General features: G+C 54.0%; 16 protein-coding genes. 6 read left to right on the forward strand and 10 right to left on the reverse strand.

Annotated elements, in window-relative coordinates:
• Nucleotides 1–3: 3 nt before the first annotated feature.
• From CAP48_RS04900 to CAP48_RS04930, 7 genes are all read right to left on the reverse strand, one after another.
• Nucleotides 4–462, reverse strand: coding sequence for a PTS sugar transporter subunit IIA (locus CAP48_RS04900; RefSeq protein ID WP_100694909.1), 459 nt, complete (start codon nucleotides 460–462; stop codon nucleotides 4–6).
• A 104-nt stretch (nucleotides 463–566) separates the two neighbouring features.
• A complete protein-coding gene (gene hpf, locus CAP48_RS04905; protein WP_100694910.1) occupies nucleotides 567–887 on the reverse strand; it encodes a ribosome hibernation-promoting factor, HPF/YfiA family in 321 nt (106 codons plus the stop codon).
• Between the two features lie 224 nt (nucleotides 888–1,111).
• Nucleotides 1,112–1,903: an LPS export ABC transporter ATP-binding protein gene (lptB, locus tag CAP48_RS04910; RefSeq protein ID WP_100694911.1), complete on the reverse strand. Its 792-nt coding sequence runs from the start codon at nucleotides 1,901–1,903 to the stop codon at nucleotides 1,112–1,114.
• 3 nt (nucleotides 1,904–1,906) lie between these two features.
• Nucleotides 1,907–2,614, reverse strand: a complete 708-nt coding sequence (lptA, locus tag CAP48_RS04915) for a lipopolysaccharide transport periplasmic protein LptA (protein ID WP_100694912.1) — start codon at nucleotides 2,612–2,614, stop codon at nucleotides 1,907–1,909.
• On the reverse strand, nucleotides 2,611–3,237 hold the full coding sequence (lptC, locus tag CAP48_RS04920; RefSeq protein ID WP_100694913.1) for an LPS export ABC transporter periplasmic protein LptC: 627 nt from the start codon (nucleotides 3,235–3,237) through the stop codon (nucleotides 2,611–2,613). Before lptC ends, lptA begins: the two co-directional genes overlap by 4 nt.
• A gap of 4 nt (nucleotides 3,238–3,241) precedes the next feature.
• Entirely contained in the window at nucleotides 3,242–3,838 is a 597-nt protein-coding gene (locus CAP48_RS04925; RefSeq protein WP_100694914.1) for an HAD family hydrolase, read from the reverse strand.
• Between the two features lie 3 nt (nucleotides 3,839–3,841).
• Nucleotides 3,842–4,831, reverse strand: a complete 990-nt coding sequence (locus CAP48_RS04930) for an SIS domain-containing protein (RefSeq protein ID WP_100694915.1) — start codon at nucleotides 4,829–4,831, stop codon at nucleotides 3,842–3,844.
• A 493-nt stretch (nucleotides 4,832–5,324) separates the two neighbouring features.
• Between CAP48_RS04930 and purT the strand changes: the two genes are divergently transcribed.
• Nucleotides 5,325–6,551: a formate-dependent phosphoribosylglycinamide formyltransferase gene (gene purT / locus CAP48_RS04940; RefSeq protein ID WP_100694917.1), complete on the forward strand. Its 1,227-nt coding sequence runs from the start codon at nucleotides 5,325–5,327 to the stop codon at nucleotides 6,549–6,551.
• A 90-nt stretch (nucleotides 6,552–6,641) separates the two neighbouring features.
• Entirely contained in the window at nucleotides 6,642–7,181 is a 540-nt protein-coding gene (locus CAP48_RS04945) for an adenine phosphoribosyltransferase (RefSeq protein WP_192871288.1), read from the forward strand.
• Between the two features lie 174 nt (nucleotides 7,182–7,355).
• Here CAP48_RS04945 and ilvA read toward each other — a convergent pair whose 3' ends face one another.
• A complete protein-coding gene (gene ilvA / locus CAP48_RS04950; RefSeq protein WP_100694918.1) occupies nucleotides 7,356–8,864 on the reverse strand; it encodes a threonine ammonia-lyase, biosynthetic in 1,509 nt (502 codons plus the stop codon).
• 116 nt (nucleotides 8,865–8,980) lie between these two features.
• Here ilvA and CAP48_RS04955 point away from each other — a divergent pair, with 116 nt between their 5' ends.
• Nucleotides 8,981–9,574, forward strand: coding sequence for a YqaA family protein (locus CAP48_RS04955; RefSeq protein ID WP_192871289.1), 594 nt, complete (start codon nucleotides 8,981–8,983; stop codon nucleotides 9,572–9,574).
• Nucleotides 9,575–9,656: 82 nt separating this feature from the next.
• Here CAP48_RS04955 and CAP48_RS20615 read toward each other — a convergent pair whose 3' ends face one another.
• Both CAP48_RS20615 and CAP48_RS04960 read right to left on the reverse strand, forming a co-directional pair.
• Nucleotides 9,657–9,842 carry a TRAP transporter large permease subunit gene (locus CAP48_RS20615; protein WP_153045653.1) on the reverse strand — a complete coding sequence of 62 codons (186 nt, stop codon included), beginning with the start codon at nucleotides 9,840–9,842 and terminating at the stop codon, nucleotides 9,657–9,659.
• 174 nt (nucleotides 9,843–10,016) lie between these two features.
• Nucleotides 10,017–10,712 carry a FadR/GntR family transcriptional regulator gene (locus tag CAP48_RS04960; RefSeq protein ID WP_100694920.1) on the reverse strand — a complete coding sequence of 232 codons (696 nt, stop codon included), beginning with the start codon at nucleotides 10,710–10,712 and terminating at the stop codon, nucleotides 10,017–10,019.
• Nucleotides 10,713–10,759: 47 nt separating this feature from the next.
• On the opposite strand from CAP48_RS04960, the gene CAP48_RS04965 reads away from it, so the two are divergent.
• From CAP48_RS04965 to CAP48_RS04975, 3 genes are all read left to right on the forward strand, one after another.
• Entirely contained in the window at nucleotides 10,760–11,422 is a 663-nt protein-coding gene (locus CAP48_RS04965; protein WP_100694921.1) for a GntR family transcriptional regulator, read from the forward strand.
• Nucleotides 11,423–11,558: 136 nt separating this feature from the next.
• Nucleotides 11,559–12,452: a TauD/TfdA family dioxygenase gene (locus tag CAP48_RS04970; RefSeq protein WP_100694922.1), complete on the forward strand. Its 894-nt coding sequence runs from the start codon at nucleotides 11,559–11,561 to the stop codon at nucleotides 12,450–12,452.
• A 57-nt stretch (nucleotides 12,453–12,509) separates the two neighbouring features.
• Nucleotides 12,510–13,499, forward strand: a complete 990-nt coding sequence (locus tag CAP48_RS04975) for a tripartite tricarboxylate transporter substrate binding protein (RefSeq protein ID WP_100694923.1) — start codon at nucleotides 12,510–12,512, stop codon at nucleotides 13,497–13,499.
• Nucleotides 13,500–13,550 lie beyond the last annotated feature (51 nt).

Below are 13,550 nucleotides of genomic sequence, written 5' to 3' on the forward strand. Positions count from 1 at the left end.
TGATTAATTGCCGGCAGGATGAGCCAGCAGGTGATAAATGCCTTCTGCATTGGGGCTGGCCAGTAAGTGCTTGCGTGTTTCAGCGCTGGAGAGCAACTGCGCCAGCTCGGCCAGAATTTCCAGATGTTGCTGGGTTGCGCTTTCGGGCACCAGCAGGATCACCAGCAATTGCACGTGCTGCCCGTCTGGGGCATCGAAAGGGATGGCTGTGCTCAGTCGCATAACCGCAGCTACCGCCTCTTTGAGGTTGGCAATGCGGCCGTGGGGCACGGCAACGCCGTGGCCCAGCGCGGTCGAGCCCAGACGTTCACGCGAGAACAGGCTGTCGAAAACGGTGGAACGGGCGATGCCCTGATTGTTCTCGAACAGCAGCGCAGCTTGTTCAAAGGCGCGCTTTTTGCTGGTGACATTGACATCCAGCAGGATGTTTTCCTGTGGAAGGATACGGGATAGTTGGTTCATGCCGCAATTATAGGATGTTCTTACAGTAAGAAATAGAAGGGTAAGCGAAAACCCGGCCGCCGGGCCGGGTTTATGCGGAAAACGGGAAAAAAAGTACAACGTATCTAGCCGAAACTCATTCTTTTTGCCGATTCATTGGAGTGGTTTGACGCTTTCGTTTTGTATTTGATGACTTGTCTGTCGGTTTTGTCCGAAAGCAAATCAATGGCCGCATACAGGTTTTCGTCTGTCACCTCGCAATGGATGTCTTTGCCCGGTACGCGCAGCGTGACTTCTGCGCTGTGCTTGAGCGGCTCCCTGGACAGGATAACCTGGGTATCTATCACATGATCGAAGTGCCTGAGGACTTTGGCAAACTTGGTCACTACGTATTCTTTAATGGCAGGGGTAATATCCACATGATGGCCACTGATATTAAGATTCATAGTGTGCTCCTTTTGAAAGTTGAATAGGCAGACGCCGGAACAAGGCGTGGCGTCGGTAAAAAAATGAGAGTGATATGGCTCCTTTTTATGACGGGTTGATGAAACTCTGTTTTCCAGGCTTTATGAATAGTTTAAACCTTATTCAGAGTTATACAAGCCCCTGCAAGGGATCGGCGCACCTGGCCTGCGCCCCTGCGCAGGGGCGAGATTGCAGGCAACGACAGTTACATTTTAAAGTGTTCGCCCAGGTATACTTTGCGCACTTCGGGATTCATGATAATGGAATCGGGTTCGCCGTCGGTCAGCACTTTTCCTGCGCTGATGATGTAGGCGCGGTCGCAAATGCCCAGGGTTTCGCGCACGTTGTGATCGGTAATGAGCACGCCGATATTGCGACTTTTAAGAAAGCGGACAATTCGCTGGATTTCGATCACGGCGATCGGATCCACCCCGGCAAAGGGTTCATCGAGCAGAATGAAACGCGGATTGGTGGCCAGCGCTCTGGCGATTTCCACGCGACGGCGTTCGCCGCCCGACAGGGAAATGGCGGCATTCTTGCGGATATGCGTAATTTGCAACTCTTCGAGCAACAGCTCCAGTTGTTCCTGAACCCGCTTACGGGTCAGTGTTTTGCCGGTGTCCGGGTCAATCTGCAATTCCAGCACGGCCTGGATATTTTGTTCCACGCTAAGACGCCGGAATACGGATGCGTCCTGGGGCAGGTAGGACAAACCCAGCCGAGCGCGTTTGTGGATGGGCAGGGCGGTAATGTCACGACCATCAATTTCAATCCGGCCAAAGTCGGCAGGCACCAGTCCTACAATCATATAAAAGCTGGTGGTCTTGCCGGCGCCGTTGGGACCGAGCAGGCCCACGACTTCGCCACTGGATACCGAAATGGACACGTCCTGGACAACACTGCGCCCGTTATAGATTTTTTGCAGGCCAATGGCCTTCAGTTGCCCCAGCGCGTCAATGGCGTTGGTCTGCAGGCTAGAGCTGGATGAGGTATTCATGCATTAATTCTGGGTTGCTTTGCCGGGTGCGCCGGGCGCAGTTGAGCCCGCGTCCTGGGAGGGCGTCTGGTTGGTGCTGGGCATAGGTTTGTTGTCATACCGCTTGCGGCATTCGGCGACTGCCTGATCGGTTTTTGCCCGCGGCTGTGCAATGGAGCGCACTCGTCCCGGTTGCGCGGCCGAGGCAGGGCCGCCGGTTGCCGAGTAGGTGTTGTTCTCGTTGTTGAAAGTGACGACTTCGCCGTTGACCGTATCGAATGGTTTGCCACAAATAAATCGAGTCACCGTGGCATGGCCGATCATTTTGACCGTGTTCAGTTTGCCGTCGTACTCGCCACGATCCCCGCGCGCCTCAACGACTTCGTAGTTTTCAGGCCGCTCCTGCCGGATAAAGACAAAACGTGAGTCGCTGACCGTGGCAATACCATGCTGAAAGCCCTGTGCATCTTCACGCAGGCTTAGCTTGTCTGCAGTCAGTTTCATCAGGCCACGTGTGAGGATGACATTGCCGGTAAATACGCTGGTTTTATTCGCATCGTCATAGCTCAGAGTATCAGACAGCACCTGGGTATCGGGCTCTTCTTTGTTTGCCGTGTTTGCCGAGCTTGCTGCGCCGGCTGGTGTCTGGGCAACCGTGGCGGTGCCGACCAGCAGGGCGCACAGGCCAAGGCACAGCGCACGTGTCGTGATTCTGAAAGAGGACGCATTCATTGCGGGGAGGTTCCTTGCTGGTTGGGGATGGTGGTGCGACGTCGCTGACTGTCCTGCCCGGAGATGGAAACATCGGAAGACGAATACACGTCGAGCTTTCTTGTTTTGTTGTTATACATCATTCCGTTGCCGTTCATACGGGAATTTCCGTTGATCACGAGCGCCGGTTTATCAGTCGTTATGATATCTTCATTGGGGTAGATGATCAATTGCTCGCTGGTGACGTCCAGTGCCTTGTCTTCGCCATGCGGAAAGCGATGCATATGGGCGTTGCCTTGCATGATAATCTTGTTGCCGTTGTCCAGCACGGTGGCCGTATCAGCCGTGCCGATTGTTCGCGGCGAGTCTGGACGCTGGCCGGTCGCTGTGGCCTTGGTAATCACATAGCTATCGTTGTACGGATAGTGCTGCATATGCGAGCCTTCCAGCCGATTGATAGGCACCCCGTTGGCATCGGAGCTGAGCATGACGAACTGTTCGGACCAGGAATCGGGTTCCTGCGTCTTGCGTGCCGGCGGATCAACGTCAATTGCCCGCTGCGCATAGTCGGCCGCCCACCAGGTCGAGATCACCAGTGTAATCAGCATGAACAGGGCGATAAGCGCGGGGAAACGTTCTTTCATGACCTTATTGGATAACGTTGCCTGAAATGCGGCCCGGCGCAAAAAAACCGGAAAGTGTGCCCTGGGCCGCCAGGATCAGATCGGTGCATTCGCGTACGGCGCCGCTGCCGCCCGGTAACGTAGTGGTCCAATGCGCCGTCTGCTGTACATATAGCGGAGCGTTTGGCACGCTAATCGCAAAGCCGCATTTTTGCATGGCCGGCAGATCAATGACATCGTCGCCCATGAAAGCAACGTTTTCTAAACCCAGGCCCATGTCCCCAGCTAATTTGCTGAGTACGGAAACCTTGTCGCGTACATTCTGAAAGACATTGGACAGTCCCAGATCCGCGGCGCGGCGCGTCAGGATCTCGCCTTCGCGGCCGGTAATCAGCACGACGCGCACGCCTGCCTGGTGCAGCATTTTCAGGCCATGGCCGTCCAGCGCGCAAAAGCGCTTCATGAGCTCGCCATGTTCGCCATACCACAGGCTGCCATCGGTCAGGATGCCGTCAACATCGAAGGCGATGAGCCTGACCTGGGCGGCAAGTTCGCGCACGGGCTGGCTGATTTTGGAGAGCACCAGCGCTTCGGCCGGATGGGGGGTGGTGATAGGTTTCATACGTCAGATTACTTTGGCATCCATCAGGTCGTGCATATGCAGGGCGCCGACCAGTGTTTGCTCCTGATTGACCACCAGCATGGTGGAAAGTTTATGTTGCTCCATGACGGCGGCCGCTTCTGCGGCCAGCGCCTCGGGCCCGATTGTGCGGGGATTGGGCGTCATGACCTGTCCGACCGTAATGGGTCGGATATCCCCTCTTTGCATAATAAGCCGCCGCAGGTCGCCATCGGTGAAAATGCCCAGTGGCTTGCGTGTCTGATCGGCGATCACGGTCATGCCCATGCGTTTGCCGGTCATCTCTTCCAGTACGTTCTGCATTGGCGTATCGGGGCCGACAATAGGCAGTTCCTGGCCCTGGCGCATGACATCGCGCACATGCGTCAGCAGGCGGCGACCGAGTGCGCCGCCAGGATGGGAGCGGGCAAAATCGGAAGTGCCAAAGCCCCGGGCTTCCAGGCATGCAATCGCCAGCGCATCGCCCAGCGCCAATGTTACCGTGGTGCTGGAGGTAGGCGCCAGATTGAGCGGACAGGCCTCACGGGTGACGCCGACATCCAGGAAAACATCCGACAGGCTGGCCAGCTCGGAATAGCGATTGCCGCAAATGCCGATGATTTTTGAACCCAGGCGTCGGGCGATTGGCAAAATAGTCGCCAGTTCGGCGGAAGACCCTGAATAGGACACGGCGATAATAATATCGTCGCCGGTAATCATGCCCAGGTCGCCATGTGCAGCTTCGGCAGCGTGTACGAAATAGCTCGGCGAGCCGGTGGAGGCGAAGGTGGCCGATATTTTCCGGGCGATGTGTCCCGATTTGCCGATGCCCGTGACAGCGACGCGCCCGGAGGTGGCCAGCAGCAGCGTAACCGCTTGCGCAAAGCGATCGTCCAGGCGTGCGTCAAGCTGCTGCAGCTCGGTAATCTCGGTCTGCAGCGTGCGATGCGCAGAGGCAAGGGCATCGTCAGAGGTAAATGCAATTTCAGTGACCATCTGCCGATTTTAATCGTAACTGCACGGCAAGATGGATAATTTACTGGCTTCTGTCAAAATGTGCGCCGGCTTGCAGGCCATTGCCCCGCGGGCCTGCCGTAAGGGAGCAGGTTATCGCAGGTTATCGTAAGGGGCAGGTCATGCCGGTGCCACCGGCGTGGCCACTTGCGTGCCCCCGCAGATGCAGTTAATGTCCGGAAAGCTGGACACTGGCGGCACGCATATCTATGTCTTGGTCGATGCGGCGCTTACACGAGTATATGTGCCCGCGCCAAAGACAGTAAATGCGCCTGGGGACGTGCCCCGCTGTTTTTGTGATGCCGCCGTTTTATAATCCCTGTATTTCCTGCTTTGTTTGCCGGTGCCGGCAAGCCGCCGTTGCCGTAAGCGTTTGCGGGCCACGCGTGCTTGTGCTTTTGGTTGCAATACGGTACTTTTTGCGGTTTTCTGCCGGCGGCAAACAGCACAACCCATTGATTTTACCCTTCTTATCATGACCACCCATTTTCCTTCTCCCGTTTTGAGTACTCCTTTTTCCAGCGCGGCCACCCGCGTGATGCTGCTCGGTTCGGGGGAGCTGGGCAAAGAGGTCGTAATCGCCCTGCAGCGCCTGGGCGTCGAAGTGATCGCCGTGGACCGTTATGAAAATGCGCCAGCGCACCAGGTGGCCCATCGCGCCCATGTCGTAAGCATGACAGACAAAGACGCCCTGCGCCGGATCATTGACGCCGAACAGCCGCATGTGATTGTGCCCGAGATCGAGGCCATTGCCACCGATCTGCTGGTCGAGCTGGAGGCTGAAGGGCAGGTACGGGTGATACCCACGGCACTGGCCGCCAGACTAACCATGGACCGGGAAGGCATTCGCAGGCTGGCTGCGGAAACGTTGGGCTTGCCCACCTCTGCCTTTCGCTTTGTCGATACACAGCAGGATCTGCAGCAGGCCATTGATCAGGATATTGGTTACCCTTGTGTGGTCAAACCGGTTATGTCTTCGTCAGGAAAGGGTCAGTCACTGATTCGCAATGCTGACGAGGTGCAGCAGGCCTGGCAGTATTCCCAGGAAGGCGGGCGCGTGGGCAAGGGTCGAATCATCGTGGAAGGGTTTGTCCGTTTCGATTATGAAATCACGCTGCTGACCGTGCGGGCGCGCGACCCCAAAAGCGGTGAAATCGTCACGCATTTTTGCGAGCCTATCGGCCATCGCCAGGAAGCGGGCGATTATGTGGAAAGCTGGCAACCGCAGTCGATGTCGCCCACTGCGCTGCAACGGGCCAAGGACATTTCCCTGGCGGTGACCGGCGCCTTACAGGGACTGGGCGTTTTCGGAGTGGAACTGTTTGTCGCAGGCGACGATGTCTGGTTTTCCGAGGTCAGCCCGAGACCCCATGATACCGGTATGGTGACCATGATCACGCAGGTCCAGAACGAATTCGAATTGCATGCGCGTGCGCTGCTCGGGCTGCCGGTCAATACCGCTTTGCGCGCCGCTGGGGCCAGTAGCGTGATATATGGGGGTGTAGATGCCGATGCCGTCAGTTTCAGTCATGTGGCCGAAGCGCTGGCAGAGCCCGATACTGACGTGCGCCTTTTCGGCAAACCCCAGTCATTCGTGCGTCGCCGCATGGGCGTGGCGCTGGCGGCGGCCGACACGTGCGAGCTGGCCCGGGGAAAAGCCTTGCGCGTGTCCTCGACCATTACGGTGGCGGCTGTCGATTAAGACACGATGCGAATATAGCCGGTATTGCTATCGGTGAATCGGCTATAGTGTCGTTGTTTGATTTTCACCGTCACAGGAGTTTCCGACATCATGACCATGATTGACCCGCATCAAATGGTGACCAACGCCATCCGCAGCGTGCCTGACTGGCCGAAGCCGGGCATCACCTTTCGTGATATCACACCTGTGTTGCAAGATCCGCGTACGTTCCGGGTCTTGCTGGATATTTTTGTTTACCGGTATATGTGCGAGCGCCTGGACCTGATCGCCGGTATTGACGCGCGGGGCTTTATCGTGGGCAGCGTGCTGGCCTATGAACTCAAACTGGGCTTCGTGCCGGTGCGCAAGAAGGGCAAATTGCCCTTTCAGACGCTGGCTGAAGAATACTCGCTGGAATACGGCAATGCCAGTGTTGAAATGCACACCGACTCGGTGCGGCCCGGGCAACGGGTCTTGCTGGTGGATGATCTGATTGCGACCGGCGGCACGATGCTGGCGGCCGCCAAACTGTTGCAGCGGCTGGGAGCCAATGTCGTGGAAGCGGCAGCCATTATCGATTTACCTGAACTGGGCGGCTCCAAACTGTTGCGCGAAAATGGCGCGTCGGTCTTTACTGTCTGCGAATTCTAAGACTTGCGCCCAGTCCGGTTCAGACGGACTTCGCCGACCGATGTTGCGTCTTTTCTGGTGGCGTTTCAATTGCCAGCGCCAACTGCCAGTGCGCGACACTCAGTGCCAGGGTACCAGCATCCAACTGTCCCTGTCTGACTGCCTGTATCCAATTGCCTCAAAAGCCGGCCGCCTTTACAGAAACAGCTTGTATGCCGGGTTTTTGCTTTCGTTCTCGTAGGGATAGCCGATTTGCGACAGGAATTGCCTGAACGCCTTCTTGTCGGCAGGCGGAACCTGAATGCCGATCAGCACCCGGCCATAGTCAGAGCCCTGGTTGCGGTAATGGAACAGGCTGATATTCCACTCGGGGTTCATGGTGTTCAGAAAACGCATCAGGGCCCCGGGGCGTTCCGGGAACTCAAAACGGTACAATTCTTCATTATCTGCCAGCGGCGAATGGCCGCCCACCATGTATCGCAAATGTGATTTGGCCAAATCGTCATGGCTCAGGTCCAACGTCTCGAACTTCTTGCGGCGCAGGGTATTGGCCAGTTTCTCGGCTTCGGCCAGTGAACTGATCTGAATCCCCACAAAGACATGCGCTTTTTGCGCGTCCGAGATACGATAATTGAATTCGGTCACGCTGCGGTTGCCCAGCAGCATACATAACTGTCGGAAACTGCCGCGCTCTTCGGGCATGGTCACGGCAAAAATGGCTTCCTTGGCTTCGCCCACATCGGCCCGCTCTGCGACAAAGCGCAGTCGGTCAAAATTCATGTTGGCGCCCGAGGCAATGGCAATCACGGTCTTGTTTTTCCAGCCGTGTTCGGCAGCGTAGCGCTTGGCCCCGGCCAGACCGAGGGCGCCGGCCGGCTCGACCACATTGCGGGTATCCTGAAAGACATCCTTGATGGCGGCGCACAGCTCATCGGTATTGACGGTGATGATGTCGTCGGCATACTTGTGAATCAGGCGGAAGGTTTCGCTGCCCACCTGTTTGACGGCTGTTCCGTCGGAAAACAGACCGACATCATTCAGGTGGACGCGACGCCCGGCACGAAAGCTGCGCGCCATGGCGTCCGAATCCTCGGTCTGAACGCCAATAACGGCCACTTCCGGACGCAACTGTTTGATATAGGCAGCAATGCCGGCAAGCAGGCCGCCGCCGCCAATGGGGACAAAGACCGCATCAAGTTTGCCGGGGTGCTGATGCAGAATTTCCATGGCAACCGTGCCTTGTCCGGCGATCACGTCGGGATCGTCAAACGGATGCACGAACGTGAGCTTTTCCTTTTTTTCAAGGGTGCATGCAAATTCAAAGGCGTCACTATACGAGTCGCCGTGCAACACTGCTTCGCCACCCAGGCGTTTTACGGCTTCTACCTTGACAGCGGGTGTAGAAGTGGGCATCACGATCACGGCGCGGCAACCCAGTCGCTTGGCGGACATGGCGACCCCCTGGGCATGGTTGCCCGCAGAGGCGGCAATGACCCCGTGCTTGAGCGCTTCGGGGGGTAAATTGGCCATTTTGTTGTAGGCGCCGCGGATTTTGAAGCTGAACACCGGCTGGGTATCTTCACGTTTGAGCAGCACTGTATTCTGAATTCGCTGCGAGAGCAGGGTTGCCGGTTCAAGGGATGTTTCGATTGCGACATCGTATACACGGGATGTCAATATGCGTTTCAGGTAGTCGGTTGACATGTTATTTTTGAAAGAAAAGAGAATACAGGCGAGCGCTTAAGGTTAACATAGCGGATCTGATTTTAGGATTAAAGCCGGAACCATCGTTTTCAAAAAGTCGGTCCAATAGGGAAGTTATGGAACATGAAGTAATGTTGTGGGTCAGGGAAATGCTGGCTGTGTTGTCCCTTCCAGCTGTCGGCTTGCCCGGCATTTTCGTAGTGGCCCTGGTGTCGGCCACGTTGTTGCCGCTGGGTTCCGAGCCGGTGGTCATTGCTTATCTGAAGATCGCGCCCGACATGTTCTGGCCCGCGATCCTGGTCGCCACTGTCGGCAACACCATTGGTGGTGTGATTACCTTTTATATGGGTACGGCGGCAAAGGTCGCCTACGAGAAATTTCAGCAAAAGCAGGCGATGGCTGCAGGCGAAATTACAGATGAAATCGGCCGGGCGGTGGCGGCCGAAGAAAAATATCTGTCTGAAGGCGACTTGCCGGTCCCTGCCGCCCAGCACAAAGAAGGCGGCAAGTGGCATGGGAGGATGACTTATTATTTCGAGCGCTTCGGTCCTGCCGCACTGCTGTTTTCCTGGTTGCCTGGAGTAGGCGACCCATTATGCGGTGTTGCGGGCTGGATGCGCCTGCCCGTGCTGCCGTGCATCGTTTTTATGACCATTGGCAAATTTCTGCGCTATGTGCTGATGACCGCTGCCGTTTTGTGGATCTGGTAGGAGGCCAGGAAGACATAAGGGTGCCTTCATATGGGGAGCCGGATGAATGTTGCCCCAAGCGCTACAGGCCACCATTTGTCAGTCAGTTTATCCGGGATGGCAGCCACGTAACTATGGCAGGGGAATACACGATTAAAAGCAACATTAGTAACATTGCGCCAAGCAACGGGACCGTCAGTGCGATTACTTTGGTAACAGACACGCGTGCGATACCAGAGCAAAGAAAAAGGCATGTACCAACAGGTGGAGTAATCAACCCGAAGGCCATGCCAAGCCAATCTAATGTGTAATATATTAGATGTCAGAAGGAACGGTGGACAACAAGGGATTACACGGATAAAGTGGCAATACATGCGTTGGTTGATCGGCGCGGTAGAGCTATTACGACGTCCATCGACATATATTGAGGGTAGTAGCCGCGACTAGGTTGATTGGTCTCAGACTAGTCTGGCCGATTTACTTCTGTTCGCATCGCGTGTATGGCGTCGATGTAGTTTGACAAATCTTCCAAAGACCTTTCTGGATTTCGTAAGCGCATGCTGTTTACAAGACTTTGTCTCAGATCATTGAAACCTTCATTTTGTGCTACTTCCTTTTGTGGGAACATTAGCGTTTCGATAAGTAGGTTTACGCATATACAGAGTAATTGATTGTGGGCCGCGCGAGCGATGAGTTTGAGTAGGTCATTATCAGCAGACGTTCGGGATTTAAGCGGCTGACTCTGATTGGCGCATTCGTCCAGCGCGTGAAAATCATTTTCCGTGGCACGCGCGCATGCCGTCCGTACCGTAATTTCTAAAACCATGGTACGAAAAGCATACAGCTCTTGAATCGTAAACCGGCCAAGAAGCAGCAGATCGCACACCGATTGACTTAAAGTTGCAGTATCACCATCGCATATAAAGGCCCCTGCATTTTTACCCGCATCAAACTTAACAATGCCCGCTTGCTCCAGAGTTCGCAGCGCCTCACGAACAGCAGGGCGCCCAACATTGAATTGTGCAGCCAGAACGCGCTCCGATGGCAATCTGTCGCCTGGCTTTAGCTGTTTGGCAGCGATATTCTTGCGGATTTCCTGGCAAATTTTGTCGAAGACTCTTGGCTTTTTCCGGTCTCCGTGCTGAGAGCTAATGAGCATGGTGTAATATCTCCGATATTGAATAACCTCGAGACCTCAAATCATTCATGACGCATTTTCCATCTCCTCAATTTGTCACGCTTCCCAGCCAAATCGCGCGTTCGATAGCAGATGCAATCATGAAAAATGAAGTAAAACCAGGCGCCAGCCTCCGGGAGATTCCCTTGGCTGAAAAGTTTGGCGTGAGCCGAAGCAGTGTCCGGGAAGCGCTTCGGATCTTGGAACGGGATGGGGTAGTTTCTATCCGTCCGCGACATGGCGCCAAAGTCACCGAGCTGACAGCTACTGAAATGGCTGAAATCTACCAAATCAGGGCTGCACTACTGGGCGTCGCTTTCGAGCTATATGCTGCTCGCGTAAATATCAATGATCTGAAATTCCTCGAAGAAAAACTAGTAAAAATGGGAGCTATTGTTGCTAGCAGCGATGACATTAAAGCCTTAGTTCATGCGGATCTTTCGGCGAGTATGGCCGACTTCGTATTCCAGAATTGCGGCAATAAGAAGCTCGCAGCTTTACTGAATCAAATGTCTTTGCAAGTGGCCCGGTACACGTTGTTAGGTTTATCGACCGAGATTCGTCGCCAACAATCAATTCACAATTGGGACAAAGTACTCGATGCGTTCAGGTTACACGATGCAGCGCAGGCCAACCGTGTTGGAAAAAAGATGGTTAACGACACTTTAGACCACGCGTTGTCATTATTGTAGATAATACAAAACATATTGTCGACAAAAAAATAATATTCCCTGAATCACTAAAATAATAGAAAAAATACTTGAATAATAGGGGGAATTAATTTATTCTATAATTGTCGACAATGAGACATAAAAAGGAGGAGGCGTAATGACATTCGGGAAAACTACTTGTCGGAATTTCGAAAACGATCTCAAGATCACGAAATTAACTGAGCACATAGGAGCAAATATCGAGGGTGTGGATTTATCCGATCCCCTGGACGAAGCCACCGTACTCGCAATAAAAGAAGCGCTTGAGCAAAACGGGGTTGTTGTGTTTCGCAATCAGGCTCTGTCACCCGTTGCCCACAGAGACTTTAGCGCCAACTTCGGTCCCTTGGTTGGGCACGTACTCAACCGATTTAATATGGAAGAGTGTCCTGAAGTCACCATTCTTTCGAACGCGGTGAACGATAAAGGCGAGAAAATCGGGGCTGACCGTGCCGGGATGATCTGGCATTCGGATATGTCCTTTGTTAAGCGGCCGAGCCTAGGGTCATTGCTTTATTGTGTCGAATGTCCGCCGGTTGGTGCGGACACGCAATTTGCAAGTATGTTTGCCGCTTACGATGCGCTTTCAACGGAAGGTAAAGTTCGCCTCGCATCTTTAAAAGGTGTTCACGATTATCCTTGGCATTATCGTACTTATCTGTCTCACCGGACTCCGCTGACGACAGAAGAAGAGGCGAAAACACCACCGGTCTTACATCCGGTTATCAGGACTCATCCGAGTACAGAGCGTCAGGCTTTGTATGTCGGTGAGGGTCTCACCAGGACCATCGATGGTATGGACGAAGAAGAAGGCAGAAAGCTTGTCGTTGAATTGAGTAATTTTGCAACCCAACCGCAATTTGTGTATTCCCATAAATGGCAGCCAGGCGATCTGGTTTTCTGGGACAACCGATCCACCATGCATCGCGCAACAGAATTCGATGATAAGTACCTTCGGCTGATGCGCCGTACAACGATTCTAGGCGACGAGCCTTTTTACCATCCCAACTGACTGCGACCGGATCAGAAAGAAAACACAACTCAGTGCAGTAGTATTAAGGAGATCCGCATGAAACGCAGAGATTTTATGGCTTTGCTGGCTGCTACGGTGGGAACGGGTTTGGCCCCCGCAGTAGGTGCAAGCTTGCCCGAAAACTGGCCTGAGAAACCAGTACGGATGATCGTACCGTTTCCAGCCGGGGGCGCCACCGATATCATCGCACGTATTTTGGCAGCAAATCTGGAAAGGTTTCTTGGGCAGCCTTTCGTCGTGGACAATCGCGCTGGCGCCTCCGGCATAATAGGTGAGAGTGCTGCAGCGCGTGCGGCTGCAGACGGATACACTGTTTTGTTAACGGGGAACGGACCACATGCCGTAAACACTGGGCTGTTTGATCCAATGCCTTATGACCCGTTGAAAGACTTTGCGCAAATTTCCCTGACGTCCATCTTGCCGCTAGTTCTCAATGTGCATCCATCCGTACCGGCAACTAATCTGCCAGAGTTTGTGACTTGGGTGCAAGACAATCCTGGAAAGTTTAATTATGCATCACCGGGTGTGGGGTCGCCTCCGCATCTGACAATGGAATTATTCAAACATGAAAATAATTTGGATATTGTTCACGTCCCATATAAAGGCAGCAGTCTCGCAATTACAGACCTTATAGGCGGGCAGATTACCGTCATGTTTGATAACGCGCTGGCTTCATTTCAGCATATAAAAAACGGCAACGTTCGCGCTCTCGGTGTTGGTTCAACCGAAAGACTTTCTTCTCTTGCTGATGTACCAACCTTTAAGGAAGCCGGCTTTCCCCAGTTCGAGGCTTATACATGGACTGCACTGGCCGCTCCCGCAGGGGTTCCGGAATCAATTATGAATAAATTGGCAGACGCTACAGCTAAGACCCTCAAAGATGCCGGGGTCAAAGAGAGGTTGACAGCACAAGGAGCGATTGCTGTTAGCTCGACGCCTGCAGAACTTGAAGAAAGGGTTCGTAGCGAAATAATAAAATGGACGAATGTTATCAAGCTTGCCAAGATAGAAAAAATCCGACTTTGATCTTCCGCAGAAATGATCGGCGGTTTTTAGTATTTATTCATGGATAAAGGA

The organism is Advenella sp. S44 (assembly GCF_002810445.1).
GTDB lineage: Bacteria > Pseudomonadota > Gammaproteobacteria > Burkholderiales > Burkholderiaceae_B > Advenella.

Bases quoted from the DNA above. Each gene is read 5' to 3' on its own strand.
- lptB (WP_100694911.1), bottom strand. From the start codon at position 1,903: ATGAATACCTCATCCAGCTCTAGCCTGCAGACCAACGCCATTGACGCG.
- CAP48_RS04955 (WP_192871289.1), top strand. From the start codon at position 8,981: ATGGAACATGAAGTAATGTTGTGGGTCAGGGAAATGCTGGCTGTGTTG.
- CAP48_RS04970 (WP_100694922.1), top strand. From the start codon at position 11,559: ATGACATTCGGGAAAACTACTTGTCGGAATTTCGAAAACGATCTCAAG.
- CAP48_RS04925 (WP_100694914.1), bottom strand. From the start codon at position 3,838: ATGAAACCTATCACCACCCCCCATCCGGCCGAAGCGCTGGTGCTCTCC.
- CAP48_RS04965 (WP_100694921.1), top strand. From the start codon at position 10,760: ATGACGCATTTTCCATCTCCTCAATTTGTCACGCTTCCCAGCCAAATC.
- CAP48_RS04975 (WP_100694923.1), top strand. From the start codon at position 12,510: ATGAAACGCAGAGATTTTATGGCTTTGCTGGCTGCTACGGTGGGAACG.
- purT (WP_100694917.1), top strand. From the start codon at position 5,325: ATGACCACCCATTTTCCTTCTCCCGTTTTGAGTACTCCTTTTTCCAGC.
- lptC (WP_100694913.1), bottom strand. From the start codon at position 3,237: ATGAAAGAACGTTTCCCCGCGCTTATCGCCCTGTTCATGCTGATTACA.
- lptA (WP_100694912.1), bottom strand. From the start codon at position 2,614: ATGAATGCGTCCTCTTTCAGAATCACGACACGTGCGCTGTGCCTTGGC.
- CAP48_RS04960 (WP_100694920.1), bottom strand. From the start codon at position 10,712: ATGCTCATTAGCTCTCAGCACGGAGACCGGAAAAAGCCAAGAGTCTTC.
- CAP48_RS04945 (WP_192871288.1), top strand. From the start codon at position 6,642: ATGACCATGATTGACCCGCATCAAATGGTGACCAACGCCATCCGCAGC.
- CAP48_RS04900 (WP_100694909.1), bottom strand. From the start codon at position 462: ATGAACCAACTATCCCGTATCCTTCCACAGGAAAACATCCTGCTGGAT.
- CAP48_RS04930 (WP_100694915.1), bottom strand. From the start codon at position 4,831: ATGGTCACTGAAATTGCATTTACCTCTGACGATGCCCTTGCCTCTGCG.
- CAP48_RS20615 (WP_153045653.1), bottom strand. From the start codon at position 9,842: ATGGCCTTCGGGTTGATTACTCCACCTGTTGGTACATGCCTTTTTCTT.
- ilvA (WP_100694918.1), bottom strand. From the start codon at position 8,864: ATGTCAACCGACTACCTGAAACGCATATTGACATCCCGTGTATACGAT.
- hpf (WP_100694910.1), bottom strand. From the start codon at position 887: ATGAATCTTAATATCAGTGGCCATCATGTGGATATTACCCCTGCCATT.